The sequence below is a fragment of the Achromobacter sp. genome (assembly GCF_032113835.1).
GTDB lineage: Bacteria > Pseudomonadota > Gammaproteobacteria > Burkholderiales > Burkholderiaceae_B > Achromobacter.
In genome coordinates this window covers 1-17,271 of record NZ_DAMCTG010000052.1, presented here as the reverse complement: position 1 = coordinate 17,271, position 17,271 = coordinate 1, and the positions used below count along the sequence as shown (strand labels likewise).

The window sequence follows — 17,271 nt, the reverse complement described above, 5'->3', positions numbered from 1 at the left end:
TTCATGTCACCTCGTCCTGTCCGCGCCGTAAGCGCTGCGGCGCTTGTCCGCCTTCCCCTGCGCCGCACGGCGCTGAGCGCCGCGTTGCGGCGTTTCGCGCCGCTTGCCGCGGTTGCCGTCCTGGCGCCGGTGGCGGTGCATGCCCAGGCGCAGGCGCCGCGTGCCATTGCGTTCAGCATTCCGGCCGGGCCGCTGAGCGCGGCGCTCGGCACGTTCGGCGTGCAGGCGGGCGTGATGGTGGCGTCCGATCCGGGCCTGACGGCCGGCGCCTCGACGCGGGGATTGACTGGCACGTACGCGGTGGACGCCGCGCTGAAACGCCTGCTGGCGGGCACGGGCCTGCAAGCGGTGGCGCGCGCCGAGGGCGGCTATCGCCTGCGGCAGGCGCCGGCCGAGACGGCCGCGACGCTGGCGCCTGTGACGGTGACGGGCACCTACAACACCACGACGGACGGCACGGGTTCGTACACGTCGCCGGCGGTCACCATCGGCAGGACGGCGCAGGCGCTCAAGGACATTCCGCAGTCCATCACCGTGCTGACGCGCCAGCGGATGGACGACCAGGACATGACCAGCCTGCCCGACGCCGTCAACAACACCGCCGGCATGGTGGGCGTGCAGGGCGTGGGCGCCGGCGTCGCGATCAATTCGCGCGGCTTCCCCGTGGATCTGCTGCAGTACGACGGCGTGTCCCTGCTGCGCAACAGCTACAGCCTGGGCAACTGGGAGCAGGATTCGCTGGTGTTCTATGACCGCGTGGAGATCCTGCGCGGCGCGGCCGGCCTGCTGCAGGGCGCGGGCAGCCCCGGCGGCGCGATCAACCTGGTGCGCAAGCGCGGCGGCGCCGAACCGTCGGTGGTCATCTCGGGCAAGGTGGGGTCGTGGGATCACTACGGCCTGACGCTGGATGCGGGCGGTCCGCTCAACGAATCGGGCACGCTGCGCGGCCGCGTCGTGCTGGACGAGGACCGCAGCCATTCGTACATCGACTACGTATGGGAAAGGACGCGCAACCTGTACGCCGCGCTGGACTACGACATTACCGAGAACACGACGGTGGGCCTGGGCGTCAGCAACCGGTACAGCAAGTCGCGGCCCATGTTCGTCGGCTATCCCCGTTTCGAGGATGGCGGCAGCATCGATCTGCCGCGCTCGACGTTTACCGGTTCGACCTGGAACCGCGCCACCAACGACCAGACCATCTTCAACGCCGACGTCACGCATCGATTCAATTCCTCGTGGCGCTTCCGGCTTGCCGGCGTGGCGATGGACGAAGACAACACGACCGTGCACCAGCGCGTGACCGGGCCCGTGCAGCAAGACGGCAGCGGCCTGGACTACGGCAATTTCGGTGTGGACTTCACGAGCCGCCAGCGCGGCATGGACATGTCGGTGGCTGGCGATTTCAACGCCTGGGGCATGGCGCAGGAAGTGGTGATTGGCGCCAACTACTCCAAGCTCACGACGAACGACCGGTTCACCCGCTCCTGGGAAAGCGGCGGCAATATCTTCGACCTGGACCATCACCGTCCGTGGCAGGACATTGATTCCATCGTCGCCGCCAGCGGCTACGATTCGCGCAGCGCCTACGACATCCGGCAGAAGGGCATCTACGGCACGTGGCGCGTCAAGCCCACGCAGTCCCTGGCGCTGATCGGCGGCGGCCGCGTCGGCTGGTTCGACTATAGCTACAGCGGCGGGGGCGACACCACGACGTCGTCGACGTCGGGCGAGTTCATTCCGTACGCCGGCATCGTGTATTCGCTGACCGACAACTGGTCGGTGTATGGCAGCTACACCACGGTGTTTGAACCGCAGACCGAGCGCACGGTGTCGGGCAGCCTGCTCAAGCCGATCGAGGGCAACAACTACGAGGTCGGCGTGAAGGGTGAACTGGCGGACGGCCGGGTCAATACGCTGCTTGCCTTGTTCCGCTACGACCACAAGAACCGTGCGGTCAATGATTACGACGCCGGGTTCGCCTGCAACGGCTGGTACTGCTCGCGCGCGGCGGGCAAGGTCCGCAGCCAGGGCGTCGAGGCCGAGATCTCTGGCGAGGTGGTCAAGGGGCTGGAGCTGTATGCCGGCTATGCCTACAACACCACCAAGTTCCTGGAAGATCCCGACAACCAGGGCAAGGTCTTCAACACCTGGACGCCCAAGCACATGCTGCGCCTGTGGGCCAACTACAAGCTGCCGGGCATGTGGAACCGCCTGAGCGTGGGCACCGGCGTGAATACGCAGACGTCGACGATCAGTTCGGACCGCGAATTCAAGCTGGCGGGATTCACGATCTGGAACGCGCGGGTGGGTTACCAGGCCACGCCGGAGCTGAGCTTCGGCCTTAACGTGAACAACGTGTTCGACAAGAAATACTACGTGCCTTCGTACAACACGCTGTCCAGCAACAACTACTACGGCGAGCCTCGCAATGTGATGCTGACCGTGCGCTACGCGCCCAAGCTGTAAGGAGGCGCGCGGCGGCTCGTGTATAACGTCCGGGACGGCGCCACCCGTGCGCGCCGTGCAAGGAGCCGATTTTGCGCGAGTTCGTGGCGACGTTCCTGGATGCCGGCCTGCTGGTGCTGGCGGTGCTGGCCTTTCTGCTGCCGGCGCTGTCGGCGCTGGCGTTGCTTTTGCGCGCCCGGCCGCATCAGTTTCCGCGTCTGAACACCCCGGGCTGGCGCCGCGCCGGCGTTGCGGTGCTGTGGCTGCCGTTCATCGTCATGGTGGTGTATGGCGGCGTTGCGTGGTGGGCGGCCAAGGTTTACGACCGCTACTATTTCTTCGGTCTGCTGATCTGTTTTGCGTATCTGCTGTTCGCCATGCTGCTGTCGGGGGCGGGGCTGTTCTGGATCCGCACGGCCCGGCGCCTGCCGTCCGGCTGAGCGCTGGTCCGTTCAGCGCATCAGTGCATGCACCTGGCTCGCCAGGTCATCCAGGGTGAACGGCTTGAGCAGCACCGGCGCGCCCGCCGCCGGCACGTTGTCGCCCTCGGCGCTTTCGCCATAGCCCGTGATGAACAGCACCTTCATCCCCGGCCGCAACGTCCTGCCGGTCTCTGCCACCCGTCGTCCATTCACGCCGCCCGGCAAGGCCAGATCACACACCAACAGATCGATCCGGGCCTGCGTGGTCAGGTGCTTGAGCGCGCTGGCGCCGTCCGTGGCCTCGATCACGTCGTAGCCGATTTCCTTCAGCACTTCGGCGGTGACTTCGCGCACGGCCGGGTCGTCCTCGGCCAACAGCACCGTCCCGCCTTGCAAGGCGCGCGGCGGCGGGGCGGCGGAGTCCGCCGCGACCTCGATCTGCGCGCCGCCATGGCGCGGAAAGTACAGGTCGATATCCGTACCCTGGTCCGGCTGCGAACGCACTTGGACATGGCCGCCGGATTGGCGGACGAAGTCGTGAACCAGCGCAAGTCCCAGGCCGGTGCCGCGCTCGGCCAGCTTGGTGGTGTAGAAGGGTTCGAACATGCGCCCCATCGTCTCGGGCGTCATGCCGCATCCCGTGTCGGACACGCGCAGCCGCACGTGATCGCCCGGTTGCAAGCCGCGCTCTCGCGCGGCCTCGGCGTCCAGGGTCACGTTGTTCGTCGCGATGCGCAGCGTGCCGCTTCCGGACACGGCGTCGCGCGCGTTCAGGCACAGGTTCAGAAGCGCGTTTTCAAGCTGGTGTGCGTCCACCCAGACCGGCCACAAGCCGGGCGCGCAGGCCACGTCCAGCGTGACCGCCGATCCGGCGCTGCGCGCGATCAGCGCCTCCATGTCGGAGATGACGTGGTTGATGTCCACCGCCTTGCGCTCCAGCGGATGCCGGCGCGAAAAGTTCAACAGGCGGCGCGTGAGGACGGCCGCCCTGTCGGCGCCGCTTTTAGCCACTGCGATGTGACGGCCGAGGTCATCGGTCCGTCCCTGCGCGAGGCGCTGGGACAGAAAATCCAGGCTGCCGGAAATGCCCGTCAGCAGGTTGTTGAAATCATGCGCGACGCCGCCCGTCAGTTGGCCGATGGCGTCCATCTTCTGGCTTTGGCGCAGGGCTTCTTCGGCCAGGCGCAGCGCGTCGGCCTGCGCCTTTTCGGCGCCGACCCGCGCGGTGGTTTCAATGACGGTGTCGATCATGCCGACGACATCGCCATTTTCATCGTGGACGGGGCTGTAGCAGAACGTGAAGTTCGCTATCTCGGCGCGGCCGTATCGATGGACTTCGAGCGGATAGTCCTCGATGAAGGTGGCCTCGCCGGCGTAGGCGCGTTCGGCAATCGGGCCGATCAGTGACCAGGCTTCGTGCCACACCTCGTTGAACGGGCGGCCCAGCGCGTCGGGCTTGGCGCCCAGGATGGGCACGAAGGCGTCGTTGTAGATCGAGATGAGGTTGGGACCCCAGACCAGACAGGACGGGAACCGAGAGGACAACACCATGCTTGCGGCAATGCGCAGCGAGGCGGGCCAGGTGGAGAGGGGGCCGAGTGGCGTTGCGGACCAGTCGTGCCGGCTGAGGCGTGCGCCCATTTCCCCGCCGCTGGCAAGGAACTGAGGCACGGACAGGTCGTTCTGCATGGCGCTCATGAGTCGGGCGGGAAGGACATCGATTCTATCTCACCGCCTCGGCGCGTGTGCGCGGTCAAGCGGCTCGTATAGAATAAAAACAATTCCTATTTGCATATCTGCCGAGGTGCGCCTTGCCTGCGCCGCTATCCCCATCCGCCGACAACGTCACCCAGCTTTATCGCGATCACCACGGCTGGCTGTCGATGTGGCTGCGCAAGAAGCTGGGCAGTTCCTTTGACGCCGCGGATCTGGCGCACGACACTTTCGTACGGCTGATGGCGGGGCGGCGCCGGGAAGAGACCGGCGCCGAGCCGCGTGCGCTGCTTGCCCACATCGCCAAGGGCCTGGTGGCGGACCATTGGCGCCGCCGCGCGGTGGAAGACGCCTACCTGGCCGCCGTGGCGCACGTGCCAGAGGCCGAGGCGCCGTCGCCCGAGGCGCGCGCCCTGATCCTGGAAACGTTGCACGCCATCGACGCCGCCCTGCGTTCGCTGCCCGCCCGCACGCGCGAGGTCTTTCTGCTGTCGCAATTCGACGGCATGGGCTATGACGAGATCGCGCGCAAGCTGCGCGTGTCCCTGTCGACCGTGAAGCGGCATATGCAGGCCGCCTTTGCCGCGTGCCTGATCGCCTATCAGTCGGACGCGGCGTGAACGCGGCCATCGACCCCGCCATTCTCAACGAAGCGGCCGGCTGGCTGGTGCGTCTGCAGTCCGAGACGCTGTCGGCGGCGGATCGCGCGGCGCTGGTGCGCTGGCGGGCACGCAGCGCCGACCATGAAGCCGCCTGGCAACGCGCCGAGGCGATGCTGCGCGGCTTTGGTCAGGTGCCGCCGGGTATCGGCGGGCAGGCGCTACGGCAGGCGGACCGCGCCGGACGCCGGCAGGCCGTGCGTGCGCTGGCCGGACTGCTGGTGCTGGGCCCGGCCGCCTGGCTGGGCGTGCGCGAGCTGCCGTGGCGCGAATGGCGCGCGGACCTGCGCACGGCGACCGGCGAGCAACGCCGCGTCGAACTGGCCGACGGCACGCACCTGGTGCTCAACACGGCCAGCGCCGTGGACGTCGACTACACCTCGACGCAACGCGTGCTGTGGCTGCGCGCGGGCGAAATCCTGCTGACGACCGGACGCGATCCCGCACCGGCGCCGCGCCCGTTCCTGGTGCAGACGACGCAGGGCGTCCTGCGTGCGCTGGGCACGCGCTTCATGGTCCGCGACGAGGGCGCCAGCGTCCGCGTGGCGGTGTACGAGGGGGCGGTCGAGGTCCGGCCCGCCCGGGCGGACGCCAGCGCCGTGGTGCTGGCGGCGGGCGAGCAGACCGTCTTCACGGCCGGCGGGGCCGCGGCGCCGGTCTCGGCCGATCCGTTGGCGGCGTCGTGGGCGGACGGCATGCTGGCCGCGCGCAACTGGCGGCTGGCCGATCTGGTGGACGAGCTGGGACGCTACCGCCACGGCGTGCTGCGTTGCGATCCCGCGGTGGCCGACCTGCGCGTGTCCGGCGCATTTCCGTTGAACGACATCGAGGCCAGCCTGCGTCTGCTGCAAAAGACGCTGCCGGTCCGGGTCAGCCGCGTGACGCCGTGGTGGACGACGGTTGCGCCGCGCGCTGCCGTTACAAATTAATCGCCGATCGGCTGACACTTTTTTCCGCTTCGTCCGGTGTACCGGGTGAACCGCCGCGACATGCGCGCCACCCCTACCCACGAAGGATCGTTTCATGGTTTCCCGACTCTCCCGACCGCCCCGCCTGCCGCGCGGCATTGCCGTCCTCTCGCCCGCGGCGTCGCTGGTCCGGGCCGCCGGCCTGGGGCTGGCGTTGCTCGCGGCCACGGGAATGCCGGCGCCCACGTTCGCGGCCGAGACCGCCAGCGCCGCGCCGCGCAAGTCCTACGCCATCGCGCCGGGCCCGCTGGGCGACGTGCTGGCGCAGTTTGCCGCCAGTGCGGGCGTGCCGCTGTCTTTCGATCCCGCCTTGGTCGCGGGCCAGCACAGCGACGGCCTGCAGGGCGCTTACACCGTGCGGGAAGGGTTCGCCCGCCTGCTGTCCGGATCGGGCTATGCGTTGGCCGAACAGGGCGGCGGCGCGTATTCGCTGCGCAAGCTGCCCGCAGCCGCAGGCGAGACGACCGTGCTGCCCGTGGTCACCGTGGACGGGGCGGGCGTCAGCCCCTCCGCGCTGCCGGCGGAATTTGCCGGCGGCCAGGTGGCGCGCGGCGCGCGGATGGGCCTGTTGGGCAATCGCGACGTGATGGACACGCCGTTCAACGTCACCAGCTACACCTCGGAATTGCTGGCGAACCGCCAGGCCGTGACCCTGGCCGACGCGCTGACCGTCGAGCCGTCCGTGCGCTTTACCGGCCAGATCGGCGGCGTGACCGATTCGTTCTACATCCGCGGTTTTCCCATCGGCGAAGGCAACCTCGGCGAAATCGCCTTTGACGGCGTCTATGGCGTCGCGCCCAACTACCACGTCTTCACCGACTACATCGAGCGCGTGGAAGTGCTGAAGGGGCCGGCCGCGCTGCTGTACGGCATGTCGCCCAACAGTGGGGTGGGCGGCGTCATCAACATGGTGCCCAAGCGCTCGCTGCCCGAGGACCTGACCCGCGTGTCGGCCGATTACGTCGGCGACTCGCAGTTCGGCGCGCGGGTCGACCTGAGCCGCCGATTTGGCGACGCGGGCGAATGGGGCGTGCGGGTCAACGGCATGCAGCGGCAGGGCGATACGCCGCTGGACAACATGAGTTCGCGCACGACCATCGGCGCGCTGTCGCTGGATTACCAGGGTGAAAAACTGCGCGCCTCGCTGGATCTGCTGACGCAGCACGAGAAGATCGACGCGCCGACGCGACCGTTTCTGGTGGCGCCGGGCATTGCCGTGCCGCGTGCCCCGGACGGCCGCCGCAACGCCACGCAGCCGTGGGGCTGGTGGAAGTCCGACGGCCAGTCGGCGCTGCTGCGCGTGGAATACGACATCAGCGACCGCCTGACGGTGTTCGCGGACGCGGGCGGCTCGGACACCAGCGTGTCGCGCCTGTCGGACCAGACGCCCACCATCGTGAACGAGGCCGGCGACACCGTGGTGACGCCCAACAACTTCCGCTTCCAGGTCAACCGCAGCACCTACAACGCCGGGCTGCGCGCCAAGCTGGACACGGGTCCGGTGCGCCACGCGGTCAGCTTCATGGGCAGCCTGTACAGCGACCGCAACCTGCAGGCCAGCGTGAACGGCACGCCGCTCACGTCCAACATCTACCATCCGATCACGCGTCCCGAGCAGCACATCCCCGCGCCGGCCAACGTGCCCAAGGTGTCGTCGTCCGACCTGTCCGGGCTGGCGCTGGCCGATACGCTCAGCATCCTGGACGAGCGGGCGCAGTTGACGCTGGGCCTGCGCCATCAGCGCATCGAATCGCGCAACTTCAACGGCGCCACGGGCGTGCGGACCGTCAGCTATGACGAAAGCGCGACCACGCCGCTGGCGGGACTGGTCATCAAGCCCTGGCACAACGTCTCGTTCTACGCCAACTACATCGAAGGCCTGAGCAAGGGCGACGTCGCGCCCGCCACCGCCACCAACGCGGGAGAGGTCTTCAAGCCGTACAAGGCCAAGCAGAAGGAAGTGGGCGTCAAGGTCGAACTGGACAGCGCGATGGTGACGCTGAGCGCCTTCGAGATCACCAAGCCCAGCGGGCAGCTCACGAACGGCGTGTACGCGGCCGACAGCGAGCAGCGCAACCGCGGGCTGGAATTGAATGTGTCCGGCGAACCGCTGCGCGGCGTGCGCCTCCTGGGCGGCGTGACGTTCCTGGATGCCGAGCTGACGCGCACCAACAGCGCGGTCACGCGGGGCAACCGCCCCGTCGGCGTGCCGACCGTCGCCGTCAACCTGGGCGCCGAGTGGGACACGCCGTGGGTGGCGGGCCTGACGTTGACGGGCGGCATGGTCTACACCGGACGCGAATACGTCAATCAGGCCAACACGCAGTCCGTGCCGTCGTGGACGACGTTCGACCTGGGCGCGCGCTATGCCCTCAAGGTCCAGGGCCGGGACGTCACGCTGCGCGCCAACGTCGTCAACGTGTTCAACCGCGCCTATTGGTCCGGCGTAGCCTCGTACGGCACGATCTCGCAGGGCGTGCCGCGCACCGTCATGCTGTCGGCGTCGATGGACTTCTAAATCGTTGGACTTCTAAAGGCCGGCAAACACCATGCACACCGGGCTGCCGACGGACAGCGCGTAGCCGTCGTGCGCCAACATGCCGCTGGCCGGATCGACACGAAACCGCTGCAGCGTGTCGCTGTCTTCGTTCAGCGCGAAGACGAACCGGCCGTCGGGCGACAGCGTGAAAAAGCGTGGTGTCTTGCCGTGCGTGTGGGCGTGCTGCACGGTGGTCAGGCGGCCGCTGGCTGCGTCCACGCGATACACCGCGATGCTGTCGTCGCCCCGGTTGGACGCGTACAGGTGCTGGCCATCGCGGTCCAGCGCAATGCCGGCGGCGCGGCTGTTTCCGGTATAGGTGTCGGGCAGGGTGGACAGCACCTGGAAGGGACGCAGCGCGCCCGCGTCGACAGCGTAAGCCGTGACGGTGTTGTCCAGTTCGTTGACGACATACAGCCAGTTGCCCGATGGATGAAACACCGCATGGCGCGGGCCTGCCCCCTCGCGCGTGGACGCAACGCTGGCGGGCTGCGCGCCGATGTCGTGCGCGTCGGCGGAGTACAGAAAGACCCGGTCCAGCCCCTTGTCCGGCACCGCCACATACCGGCCCGACGGGTCGAGCACGTTGAAATGCGGCTTGGAAAACGGCTGCTCCTTTCGGTGCGGCCCCGGCTCGCCCGCCAGCGGCACCGTCTGCGACACCGCCTGCAGCGCGCCGTCCGCCGCCACGGGCAGCACCGCCAGCGCGCCGGTCAGGTGGTTGGACACCATCAGATAACGGGCCGACGGCCCCAGCGCCAAGTGCACCGGATTGCGGCCCTGGCAATCCCGCGTGTGCCACGGCGTCAACGTGCCGTCTCGGGTATCGCGGCGCAGCGCGCTGACCTCGCTGCTGTCGCCGTGCACGGTGTACACCACGGGCAGCGACGGGTGCGGCAGCAGATACGACGGGTTGTGCAGATCGCCGACCACCTGTTTGAGCGTCAGCGTTCCCGTCTCGGGGGCGTAGTCGAACACGCTGATGCCCTCGCCGCGGGCGTTGCGTTCCCGGGTGGTCCGGGAGCCGATATAGACATGCATGGCGCGAGCCTCTTTTCTGCCAGTTGAAAACAGCCGCGCCACGCGCGGCGCTACGAAGTCAGGATGCCGCTGATGCGGGCCAGATTGTCGAGCGTGCTGCGCAGATGGGCGGAAAGCGCCTCGGCCGCTTCGTCGTTGCGTTCGCGTTCCAGCAGGTCCAGGATGGCCAGGTGCTGGTCGCAATGCTGCTTGTAGCGGCTGCGGTCCTGCATCGAGCGGTAGGACAGCAGGCGGCGTACGCGGTTAACGCGCTTGATCGTGTCGATGAAGAACGGATTGCCGGACGCTTCCACCAGCGATTCATGAAAGCGCACGCCGCGATCGTGGAGCTGGTCCGCGGTGTCGGTGGCGATGCCGCCGTCAAGCAGATGCATCTCGGCGGCGCGGCACCGCGCCAGCACGGATTTTTCGATGCGAAAGCCGGGTTCGCGCAGCGCCGCCGGCTCCAGCGCCAGCCGCAGCCGGTAGGACTGCAGCAGGCTGTCGGGCGTCGTCATCATGGACGAGAACTCCCAGCCGTAGCCAGGCCGGCGCTGCGCCCAGCCCTCTTGCGAGATGCGGCCTAGCAGCGCCTGGGTCTGCGCATTGGTCAGCGCATAGCGCGTGCGCAGCAGCGCTTCGCTGCACTGCATCGGCAATTCCCCGCGCAGCAGTTCATCGGCCAGCGCGAAGTAGGTCTGCGTGACGATGTCGTCCGCCGACGGGGGCGCGATGTCGGCGGGGGCCTCGCCCGCGACGTCGAAGTCCCGCAGCAGGAAATACCCGCGGTTGGGCTTGCGCGCCACCACGCCATGCTGCTCCAGGATGCCCAGCGCGTCGTTGACCGGCGAGCGCGACAGCCGCAGGCGATCGGCGATCTTCTGCGCGCGCAGGTGCGCGCCTTCCTGCAGACGGTCTTCCTTGATGAGGTCCAGGATCTTCGTGACGGTATTGGTTTGTGCGCTCATGGGTGGCGGACGGCCGATGAAATGGTGTCCGACAGGATAGCGGGAATGACGCCGCCCATCTGCAACAGCCGGATCTCCAGCCGGGTCTCGACGGCCGCGGTGGCGGTCAGCGGCTCGGTCCGGCCATCGGCGCGCAGGATGCGCACGGGGATGGGGGCGCGGGGCGTCAGCGCGGCGGCCTCTGCGTCGATCTCGATCCGGTCGCCCGGCTGCAGCTGCAGCGTCGCCGGCGTAACCCCGTCGGGCAGGCGCAGCGGCAGGATGCCCATGCCGATCAGGTTCGACCGGTGGATACGCTCGAAGCTGACCGCCAGCACCGCGCGGATGCCCAAGAGGCGCTGGCCCTTGGCCGCCCAGTCGCGCGACGAACCGGTGCCGAAGCGCGCGCCCGCCACCAGCACGACCGGCTGCGACGCCTTGGCGTAATGCGCGGCGGCGTCCCAGATGGGTTCAAGCCGGCCGCTGGGCGCATGCAGCGTGTGGCCGACGGGGGCAGCGGGACAGAGCAGGTTGGACAGGCCCTTGCTGTAGAACGCGGCGCGCATCATGACTTCCCAGTTGCCGCGGCGCGAGGCGAACACGTTCAGGTCGTTGCGGTCGTCGCCGCGTTCGACCAGGAAATCCGCGATCAGGCTGTCGGGCGGGATGGCGCTGGCGGGCGACAGGTGGTCCGTGGTCACGTCGTCGCCCACGACCAGCAGCGGATGCGCGGTGTAGCGGCCGAGCTGGCTGCCGGCCTCGGTGCTGGCAAACGGTGGGCGGCGCAGTGCGGTGGACGCGTGGTCCCACGGAAACCGCGCCGACGCGGGCGATTGCAGGGCCTGCCACGCGGGGTTCGCGCTGGCGATCTTGAATGCGGCGCGATAGTCATCGGGGCGCTGCCCGGCGGCCAGCGCGGCGTCGATCTCGGCTTCCGTCGGCCACAGGTCTGACAGGTGCACCGCACACCCATCGGGCGTCACCTGGACCGGCTCGCGGCTCAGGTCTCTTTCCGCGTCGCCGGCCAGCGCAAAGGCGATGACCAGCGGCGGCGACATCAGAAAGCCCAGGTCCAGATCGGGATGGATCCGGCCCGTGAAATTGCGGTTGCCGGACAGCACCGCCACGGGGTGGATGGCGCCGTCGGCCAACGCGTCACGCACGACCGGCGGCAGCGGACCAGAGTTGCCGATGCAGGTGGTGCAGCCGTAGCCGACGATGTCAAAACCGACCGCGGCCAGGTCGTCCAGCAGACCGGCGCGGGCCAGGTATTCGGCGGCGGCGGGGGAGCCGGGACCCAGCGACGTCTTGACCCAGTGCGGCGGCCGCAGCCCGGCCCGCCGCGCCTTGCGGGCCAGCAGCCCGGCGGCCGTCAACAGGCGCGGATCGGACGTGTTGGTGCAACTGGTGATCGCGGCAATGGCGATGGCGTGACGGGGCAGGGCGGACGGCGCACGCGGCGTGAAATCCAGCGCCGCAAGGATCTCGCGCGTCTGTCCGTAGGGGTGCAAGTCCTGCGGGCGCTTGGGCCCGGCCACGTGCATCTGCACCGCATCCAGCGCGATGTCGACCACGCGGGTGTAGCGGGGCTCGGCGTCGGGATCCAGCGCGATGCCGGTGAATCGCGCATAGGCCTCCACGCGCGCGATCTGATCTTCAGCGCGGCCGGTCTGGCGCAGGTAGGCGAGCGTTGCGCCGTCGATCGGGAAGTAGCCCGTCGTCGCGCCATACTCGGGCGCCATGTTGGCGACGACGCAGCGGCTGCCGGCCGGCAGTGTGGCCACGCCCGGTCCGAAGAATTCGACGAACTCGCCGGATACGTGGATGGCGCGCAGGCGCTGGGTGACGGTCAGCGCCAGGTCCGTGGCCGTGACGCCGGGCCGAAGCGCGCCGGTCAGCCGCACGCCGATTACGTCGGGAATACGCAGCATCGTCGGCATGCCGAACATGACCGTCTGCGCTTCCAGGCCGCCCACGCCCCAGCCCAGCACACCGATGCCGTTGATCATCGGCGTGTGGCTGTCGGTGCCGATCATCATGTCGGGGTGGAGGGCCATGCCGTCGGGGCCGGGCTGCTGGCAGACCACCGTGGCCAGTTGCTCCAGGTTGATCGTGTGCATGATGCCCGTGCCCGGCGGGTGGATGCGTACGTTCGACAGGGCCTTGGAGGCCCAGCGCAGAAAGCGGTAGCGCTCGGCGTTGCGCCGCAGTTCCAGGTCCAGGTTGGCTTGCGCCGCATCGCTGCGCGCATAGGCTTCGACGGCCAGCGAGTGGTCCACCGACACGTCCACGGGCAGCACGGGATTCAGCACCGCCGGGTCGACCCCGGCCTCGGCCAGCGCGTCGCGCATGGCGGCAATGTCGACCAGCGCGGGCGTGCTGGTGGTGTCGTGCATCAGCACGCGGCCCGGTTGAAAGGCGATTTCAGATTCGCTGGTGCCGTGCGCCAGCCAGCCGAACAGCGCGGCGACGGCGGCGTCGCGCTCGGCGCCCTGCATGTTGCGCAGCGCGTTCTCCAGCAGCAGGCGCAGCACGACCGGCAGCCGGAAATAGTCCGCGCCATATTCAGCCGGCAGATCCAGGCAGGTGTACGGGACGCCGTTCAGGGTGAAGCGTGCGCGGCGCAGCGGGGCATTGGTGTTTTCCATAGCTGCCAGTTTTGCATATTGCCTGCATAAAATGCAATTAAGGAAAAACCCGGCCGCGCAATGACGCAAGGCCTAAAGGAGACAGACCATGCCCCACATCCGTACCCTGGCCGCCGCGGCGGCCTTGGCGCTTGCCGCCTCAACCCCGCTGCACGCCGCCGACTTGCCGGCCAACCGCCCCATCACCCTGATCGTGCCCTTTGCGGCGGGCGGCGGCGTCGACGGCATGGGCCGGCTGCTGGCCGAGCGCCTGCGCAGCGAACTGCCGCAGGGCGTGGTCGTGGAGAACAGGCCGGGCGCCAGCGGCATGCTGGGCGCGACGGCGGTCGTGCGTTCCGCGCCGGACGGCGCGACGCTGCTGCTGGGATCGGCCGGCGAGACGGCCATCAATCCGCTCGTCTTCAAGAGCAAGATGCAGTACCAGCCGGAAAAGGACCTCGCGCCCGTGGCGTTGATCGCCCGCGTGCCGAACGTGCTGGTCGCCAATCCCAAGCTGCCGGTCGCAAATGTCGAGGAGCTGGTGGCGTATGGCCGTGCGCATCCGGACAAGCTGACGTACGCGACGAGCGGCGTGGGCAACCCCCAGCATCTGAATGGCGAGCTGTTGCAGTCGCTGGCGGGCATCAAGATGGTCCACGTGCCGTACAAGGGCGCCGCGGCGCAACTGGTGGACGTGGCGGCGGGCAGCGTGGACCTCACCTTTGTCAGCCTGGCGGGCGCCTTGCCGTTCATTAAAAGCGGCAAGGTCAAGCCGCTGGCGGTGACGTCTGCGAAGCGCGCGTCGTTCGCGCCGGACATTCCCGCGCTGGCTGAGTACGCGCCGCTCAAGGACTACGCGCTGGAGAACTGGTTCGGCGTCTTTGTGCCGGCGAATACACCGCCGGAGGTGCAGCAGAAGCTGGCCGCCGCCATCGACCGCAGCCTGAAGGACGAAAAGTTCGTGGCCAGCATCCGCGAGCTGGGCGGCGAAGTGCAGCCGATGAGCCAGGATGCGTTCCGCGCGTTCATCAAGGCGCAGACGGCGGTCTTTGCGAAGGTGGTGGCCGATGGCAACATCACGGCGGAAAATTGACAGCGGGTTGTGCCGGTGGGAGGGGCGGCTGGTGGGTTTGCTCGTGGGCGGCTTGTGAGTCGGCCTGTGAGTTGGCCTGTGAGTCGGCCTGTGAGTCGGCCTGTGAGTCGGCTGGTAGGGCGGCTGAAGGTTTAACTCGTGGACTGGCGTTCGCGATGACGCGCGCGACGCCGCCGCCCGCTATGGCGAGTCGTGGAGCATCAGGTCCAGGCCCACGCGTTCACCGCCGCGCACCCGGCTGACGGCCTGACGTTCCGTGACGCGGTAGATGCCTTGCGAGCCTGATACGGGCCGGTGCGACGTCGCGATCACCGCCCCGTCCCCCAGGCCCAGCGGCAGCACCATCGGACGCGACTGCATGCGCGGACGCTGCTCGGTCATGACGAGTTCGCCGCCCGTAAAGTCCACGCCGGGCTCGGACAGCAGCACGATCAGCCGCAGCGGAAACACGCAGGCGCCGTCGGCGTGCTGCAGCAGCGGCTGGTAGCCGGGCGCGCGCAGGCGCTGGATCGTGGACAGGCCGCGGGTCTGACCTGACTGGCGGTTCTGCTGGAGGTAGGCGGGCAGATCGTCGGGGTACGAGACATCCACGTCCAGTGCGCTTGCCCAGGCGCGCGCCACCGGCAGCAGGCGCGCATAGAGATCGGCGCGCAGGCTGGCCAGCGGCGCCGGCAAGGGATCTGGCAGGACTTGCAGCCCTGCCAGCGCACGCGCATCGTCCGGCGCGTAGAGCGCGGGCAGCATCGCCCAGCCCTGCGCGTCCAGGTCCTCTGCGATGCGAATCCAGTCGTATTGGTCGAGCGGCCGGGAGGCGGGCGTGGTCATGGTCTTGGGCGTGGGCGTGGGCGCGAGATCCACAGCTTAGCCAGTCCCGCGCGCCCCGGCACTCCGCCGCTTGCTGTCCGCAGGGCTGCGCCAGCCGGCGGTCAGTTGCCGTGCAGTATGCTTACCCGCTTCATCGACACTCCTCCCGCTGCCCGCAATGACTGATTTTCCCTTTGACGCCGTGCTGTTCGACTGCGACGGTGTCCTGGTCGATTCCGAACCCATCACCAGCCGCGTGCTGACCGAGATGCTCAATGAGTTGGGCTGGGGCATCACCCACGCCGAGACGATGGAGATCTTTACCGGGAAGGCGGTCAAGGACGAGCTGCCGCTGATCGAGGCGCGCACCGGCGCCAAGATCGATCAAGCGTGGTTCGACCAGTTCCGCCAGCGCCGCAACGACGCGCTGGACCGCGACCTCGTCGAGATCCCCGGCGCGCCCGATGCCGTGCGCGCCCTGCATGAAGCCCTGAATGGACGCATCGCCGTGGCGTCGGGCGCGGACCGCCGCAAGGTCGAGCTGCAACTGGCCAAGGTGGGAATCGCCGACTGCTTCGACGGCCGCGTCTTCAGTGGTCACGAGATGCCGCGCAGCAAGCCGTTTCCGGACGTGTATCTGGCGGCCGCGCAGGCGCTGGGCGTGGACCCGACGCGTTGCGCCATCGTCGAGGACACGGTCACCGGCGCAACGGCAGGCGTGGCCGCCGGCGCCACCGTGTTCGGCTACAGCCCCGGCGAACCCGGCCACAGCGGCGCGCAGGCGCTGCGCAACGTGGGCGTGTCGCACGTGTTCACCGACATGCGCGAATTGCCGGCGCTGCTGGCCGGCTGGCGGGCGGCAGCTGCCTGAGGCGCTGGCCCGCGATTGCCATTGACGCGCTGGCGGGCTGCTGCTGCTTGAGGCGCTGACGCGCATTGCCGATCGATGTGCCGGCAGGAGGCAGCTGCCAGACGCAGTGGCGCGCGATTTCCTGTTGACGTGCTGGCAGGCGGCCGGCTTCCGGCGCGCATCCGCCGCGCCGGCGTCAGCGCCCGTGCGTGGCGTATTGTTCGCCGCCGTCCAGGTCGATCACGGTCCCGCTCAGATAGCCCGCGCGCGGCGACGCTCCAAACACGATCATGTCGGCCACCTCGCCCGGTTCCATCAGCCGCCCGAACGGCAGGTCCGACAGCGTTTCCTGCCAGCGCGATTCATCGCCCCAGCGCGCCTGCGCGCGTTGCCGCGCCAGCGTCAGCACGCGGTCGGTGCGCGTGCGCGACGGATTGACGCCGAACACCCGCACGCCGTGGCGCGGCGACTCGCCGCCCAGCGCCCGCGTGAACGCGATCAGCGAGGCGTTGGCCGCTGCGCCGCAGATGTAATCGGCGCGCGGCGCCGAGCCGGCCATGCCGATGATGTTGGCGATGACGCCTGACCCCGCGTCGCGCATCGCCGGATAGCAGTGGCGCGCCAGGCTGATGTAGCCGTGCACCTTCAATTCCCAGCCCGCGCGCCAGCGTTCGTCCTGAACCTGATCCAGCGCGCCGCCCGGCACCGCGCCGGCATTGTTCACCAGGATGTCGACGGGCCCCGTCTCCTTGCACAGGCGTTCGGCCGAGCCGGGCTGCGCCAGATCCAGCGTCACCGCGCCGGCCTGCCGCCCCGTCTGCTCGCGGATCGCCGCCGTGGCGCCATGCAACGCGGCATCGTCACGCGCAACCAGTATCGGCTCGGCGCCTTCCCGCGCAAACGCGATGGCGCACGCCAGACCGATGCCCTTGGAGGCGCCCGTGATGAGGACGCGTTTACCCGCCAGCTGCAAATCCATGTAGCGCTCCTGTCGATGCGCGCCGGTCGGCGCGGCCTAGCAGACGTTGTAAACCGGATGCGCGGCGCCGTGACATCCGACGAAGAATTTTTGAAGATCGGACGGCGTGCTGAAGGTGTCTGACCCCCAGGGGGAGAGCAACTCCCGAAGATACCGTCTTGACCGTCAAGCGTTTAGGCGTAGTCGGGCCGGTACGGCATCC

At 68.7% G+C, this 17,271-nt stretch carries 13 protein-coding genes; 7 read left to right on the top strand and 6 right to left on the bottom strand.

Annotation, left to right across the window (positions count from 1 at the left end; genetic code table 11):
• Positions 1–3: 3 nt before the first annotated feature.
• Together RT697_RS17650 and RT697_RS17645 are read left to right on the top strand one after the other, a co-directional pair.
• A complete protein-coding gene (locus RT697_RS17650) occupies positions 4–2,469 on the top strand; it encodes a TonB-dependent siderophore receptor (RefSeq protein WP_313700603.1) in 2,466 nt (821 codons plus the stop codon).
• A 71-nt stretch (positions 2,470–2,540) separates the two neighbouring features.
• Positions 2,541–2,888, top strand: coding sequence for a hypothetical protein (locus tag RT697_RS17645; protein ID WP_313700602.1), 348 nt, complete (start codon positions 2,541–2,543; stop codon positions 2,886–2,888).
• Positions 2,889–2,900: 12 nt separating this feature from the next.
• Here RT697_RS17645 and RT697_RS17640 read toward each other — a convergent pair whose 3' ends face one another.
• Positions 2,901–4,568, bottom strand: coding sequence for an ATP-binding protein (locus RT697_RS17640; RefSeq protein WP_313700601.1), 1,668 nt, complete (start codon positions 4,566–4,568; stop codon positions 2,901–2,903).
• A gap of 113 nt (positions 4,569–4,681) precedes the next feature.
• Between RT697_RS17640 and RT697_RS17635 the strand changes: the two genes are divergently transcribed.
• The 3 genes from RT697_RS17635 (at position 4,682) to RT697_RS17625 (ending at position 8,728) form a co-directional block, all read left to right on the top strand.
• On the top strand, positions 4,682–5,203 hold the full coding sequence (locus RT697_RS17635; RefSeq protein WP_313700599.1) for a sigma-70 family RNA polymerase sigma factor: 522 nt from the start codon (positions 4,682–4,684) through the stop codon (positions 5,201–5,203).
• On the top strand, positions 5,200–6,171 hold the full coding sequence (locus tag RT697_RS17630; RefSeq protein ID WP_313700597.1) for a FecR domain-containing protein: 972 nt from the start codon (positions 5,200–5,202) through the stop codon (positions 6,169–6,171). The genes RT697_RS17635 and RT697_RS17630 overlap by 4 nt, the downstream gene beginning before the upstream one ends.
• A gap of 94 nt (positions 6,172–6,265) precedes the next feature.
• Positions 6,266–8,728 (top strand): TonB-dependent receptor, encoded by a 2,463-nt coding sequence (locus RT697_RS17625; protein ID WP_313700595.1) that lies wholly within the window; start codon positions 6,266–6,268, stop codon positions 8,726–8,728.
• Between the two features lie 12 nt (positions 8,729–8,740).
• Here the strand turns inward: RT697_RS17625 and RT697_RS17620 are convergent, their stop codons facing one another.
• From RT697_RS17620 to acnA, 3 genes are read right to left on the bottom strand one after another with little or no spacing between them, the layout of a single operon-like run.
• Positions 8,741–9,790 carry a lactonase family protein gene (locus RT697_RS17620; protein ID WP_313700594.1) on the bottom strand — a complete coding sequence of 350 codons (1,050 nt, stop codon included), beginning with the start codon at positions 9,788–9,790 and terminating at the stop codon, positions 8,741–8,743.
• Between the two features lie 50 nt (positions 9,791–9,840).
• Positions 9,841–10,737 (bottom strand): GntR family transcriptional regulator, encoded by an 897-nt coding sequence (locus tag RT697_RS17615; protein ID WP_313700593.1) that lies wholly within the window; start codon positions 10,735–10,737, stop codon positions 9,841–9,843.
• On the bottom strand, positions 10,734–13,364 hold the full coding sequence (gene acnA, locus RT697_RS17610) for an aconitate hydratase AcnA (protein WP_313700591.1): 2,631 nt from the start codon (positions 13,362–13,364) through the stop codon (positions 10,734–10,736). Before acnA ends, RT697_RS17615 begins: the two co-directional genes overlap by 4 nt.
• A gap of 88 nt (positions 13,365–13,452) precedes the next feature.
• Between acnA and RT697_RS17605 the strand changes: the two genes are divergently transcribed.
• Positions 13,453–14,436, top strand: coding sequence for a tripartite tricarboxylate transporter substrate binding protein (locus tag RT697_RS17605; protein WP_313700589.1), 984 nt, complete (start codon positions 13,453–13,455; stop codon positions 14,434–14,436).
• 180 nt (positions 14,437–14,616) lie between these two features.
• Here the strand turns inward: RT697_RS17605 and RT697_RS17600 are convergent, their stop codons facing one another.
• Entirely contained in the window at positions 14,617–15,261 is a 645-nt protein-coding gene (locus tag RT697_RS17600; protein WP_313700640.1) for a 2OG-Fe(II) oxygenase, read from the bottom strand.
• A gap of 157 nt (positions 15,262–15,418) precedes the next feature.
• Here RT697_RS17600 and RT697_RS17595 point away from each other — a divergent pair, with 157 nt between their 5' ends.
• Positions 15,419–16,111 carry an HAD family phosphatase gene (locus RT697_RS17595; protein WP_313700587.1) on the top strand — a complete coding sequence of 231 codons (693 nt, stop codon included), beginning with the start codon at positions 15,419–15,421 and terminating at the stop codon, positions 16,109–16,111.
• A gap of 175 nt (positions 16,112–16,286) precedes the next feature.
• Here RT697_RS17595 and RT697_RS17590 read toward each other — a convergent pair whose 3' ends face one another.
• The gene (locus RT697_RS17590) at positions 16,287–17,069 is read right to left on the bottom strand and encodes an SDR family oxidoreductase (protein ID WP_313700585.1); all 783 of its coding nucleotides are present in this window, start codon (positions 17,067–17,069) and stop codon (positions 16,287–16,289) included.
• Between the last annotated feature and the right edge of the window lie 202 nt (positions 17,070–17,271).

Coding starts and splice junctions, on each gene's coding strand:
- RT697_RS17650 (WP_313700603.1), top strand. CDS start 4: ATGTCACCTCGTCCTGTCCGCGCCGTAAGCGCTGCGGCGCTTGTCCGC.
- RT697_RS17640 (WP_313700601.1), bottom strand. CDS start 4,568: ATGAGCGCCATGCAGAACGACCTGTCCGTGCCTCAGTTCCTTGCCAGC.
- RT697_RS17625 (WP_313700595.1), top strand. CDS start 6,266: ATGGTTTCCCGACTCTCCCGACCGCCCCGCCTGCCGCGCGGCATTGCC.
- RT697_RS17620 (WP_313700594.1), bottom strand. CDS start 9,790: ATGCATGTCTATATCGGCTCCCGGACCACCCGGGAACGCAACGCCCGC.
- RT697_RS17615 (WP_313700593.1), bottom strand. CDS start 10,737: ATGAGCGCACAAACCAATACCGTCACGAAGATCCTGGACCTCATCAAG.
- acnA (WP_313700591.1), bottom strand. CDS start 13,364: ATGGAAAACACCAATGCCCCGCTGCGCCGCGCACGCTTCACCCTGAAC.
- RT697_RS17605 (WP_313700589.1), top strand. CDS start 13,453: ATGCCCCACATCCGTACCCTGGCCGCCGCGGCGGCCTTGGCGCTTGCC.
- RT697_RS17600 (WP_313700640.1), bottom strand. CDS start 15,261: ATGACCACGCCCGCCTCCCGGCCGCTCGACCAATACGACTGGATTCGC.
- RT697_RS17595 (WP_313700587.1), top strand. CDS start 15,419: ATGACTGATTTTCCCTTTGACGCCGTGCTGTTCGACTGCGACGGTGTC.
- RT697_RS17590 (WP_313700585.1), bottom strand. CDS start 17,069: ATGGATTTGCAGCTGGCGGGTAAACGCGTCCTCATCACGGGCGCCTCC.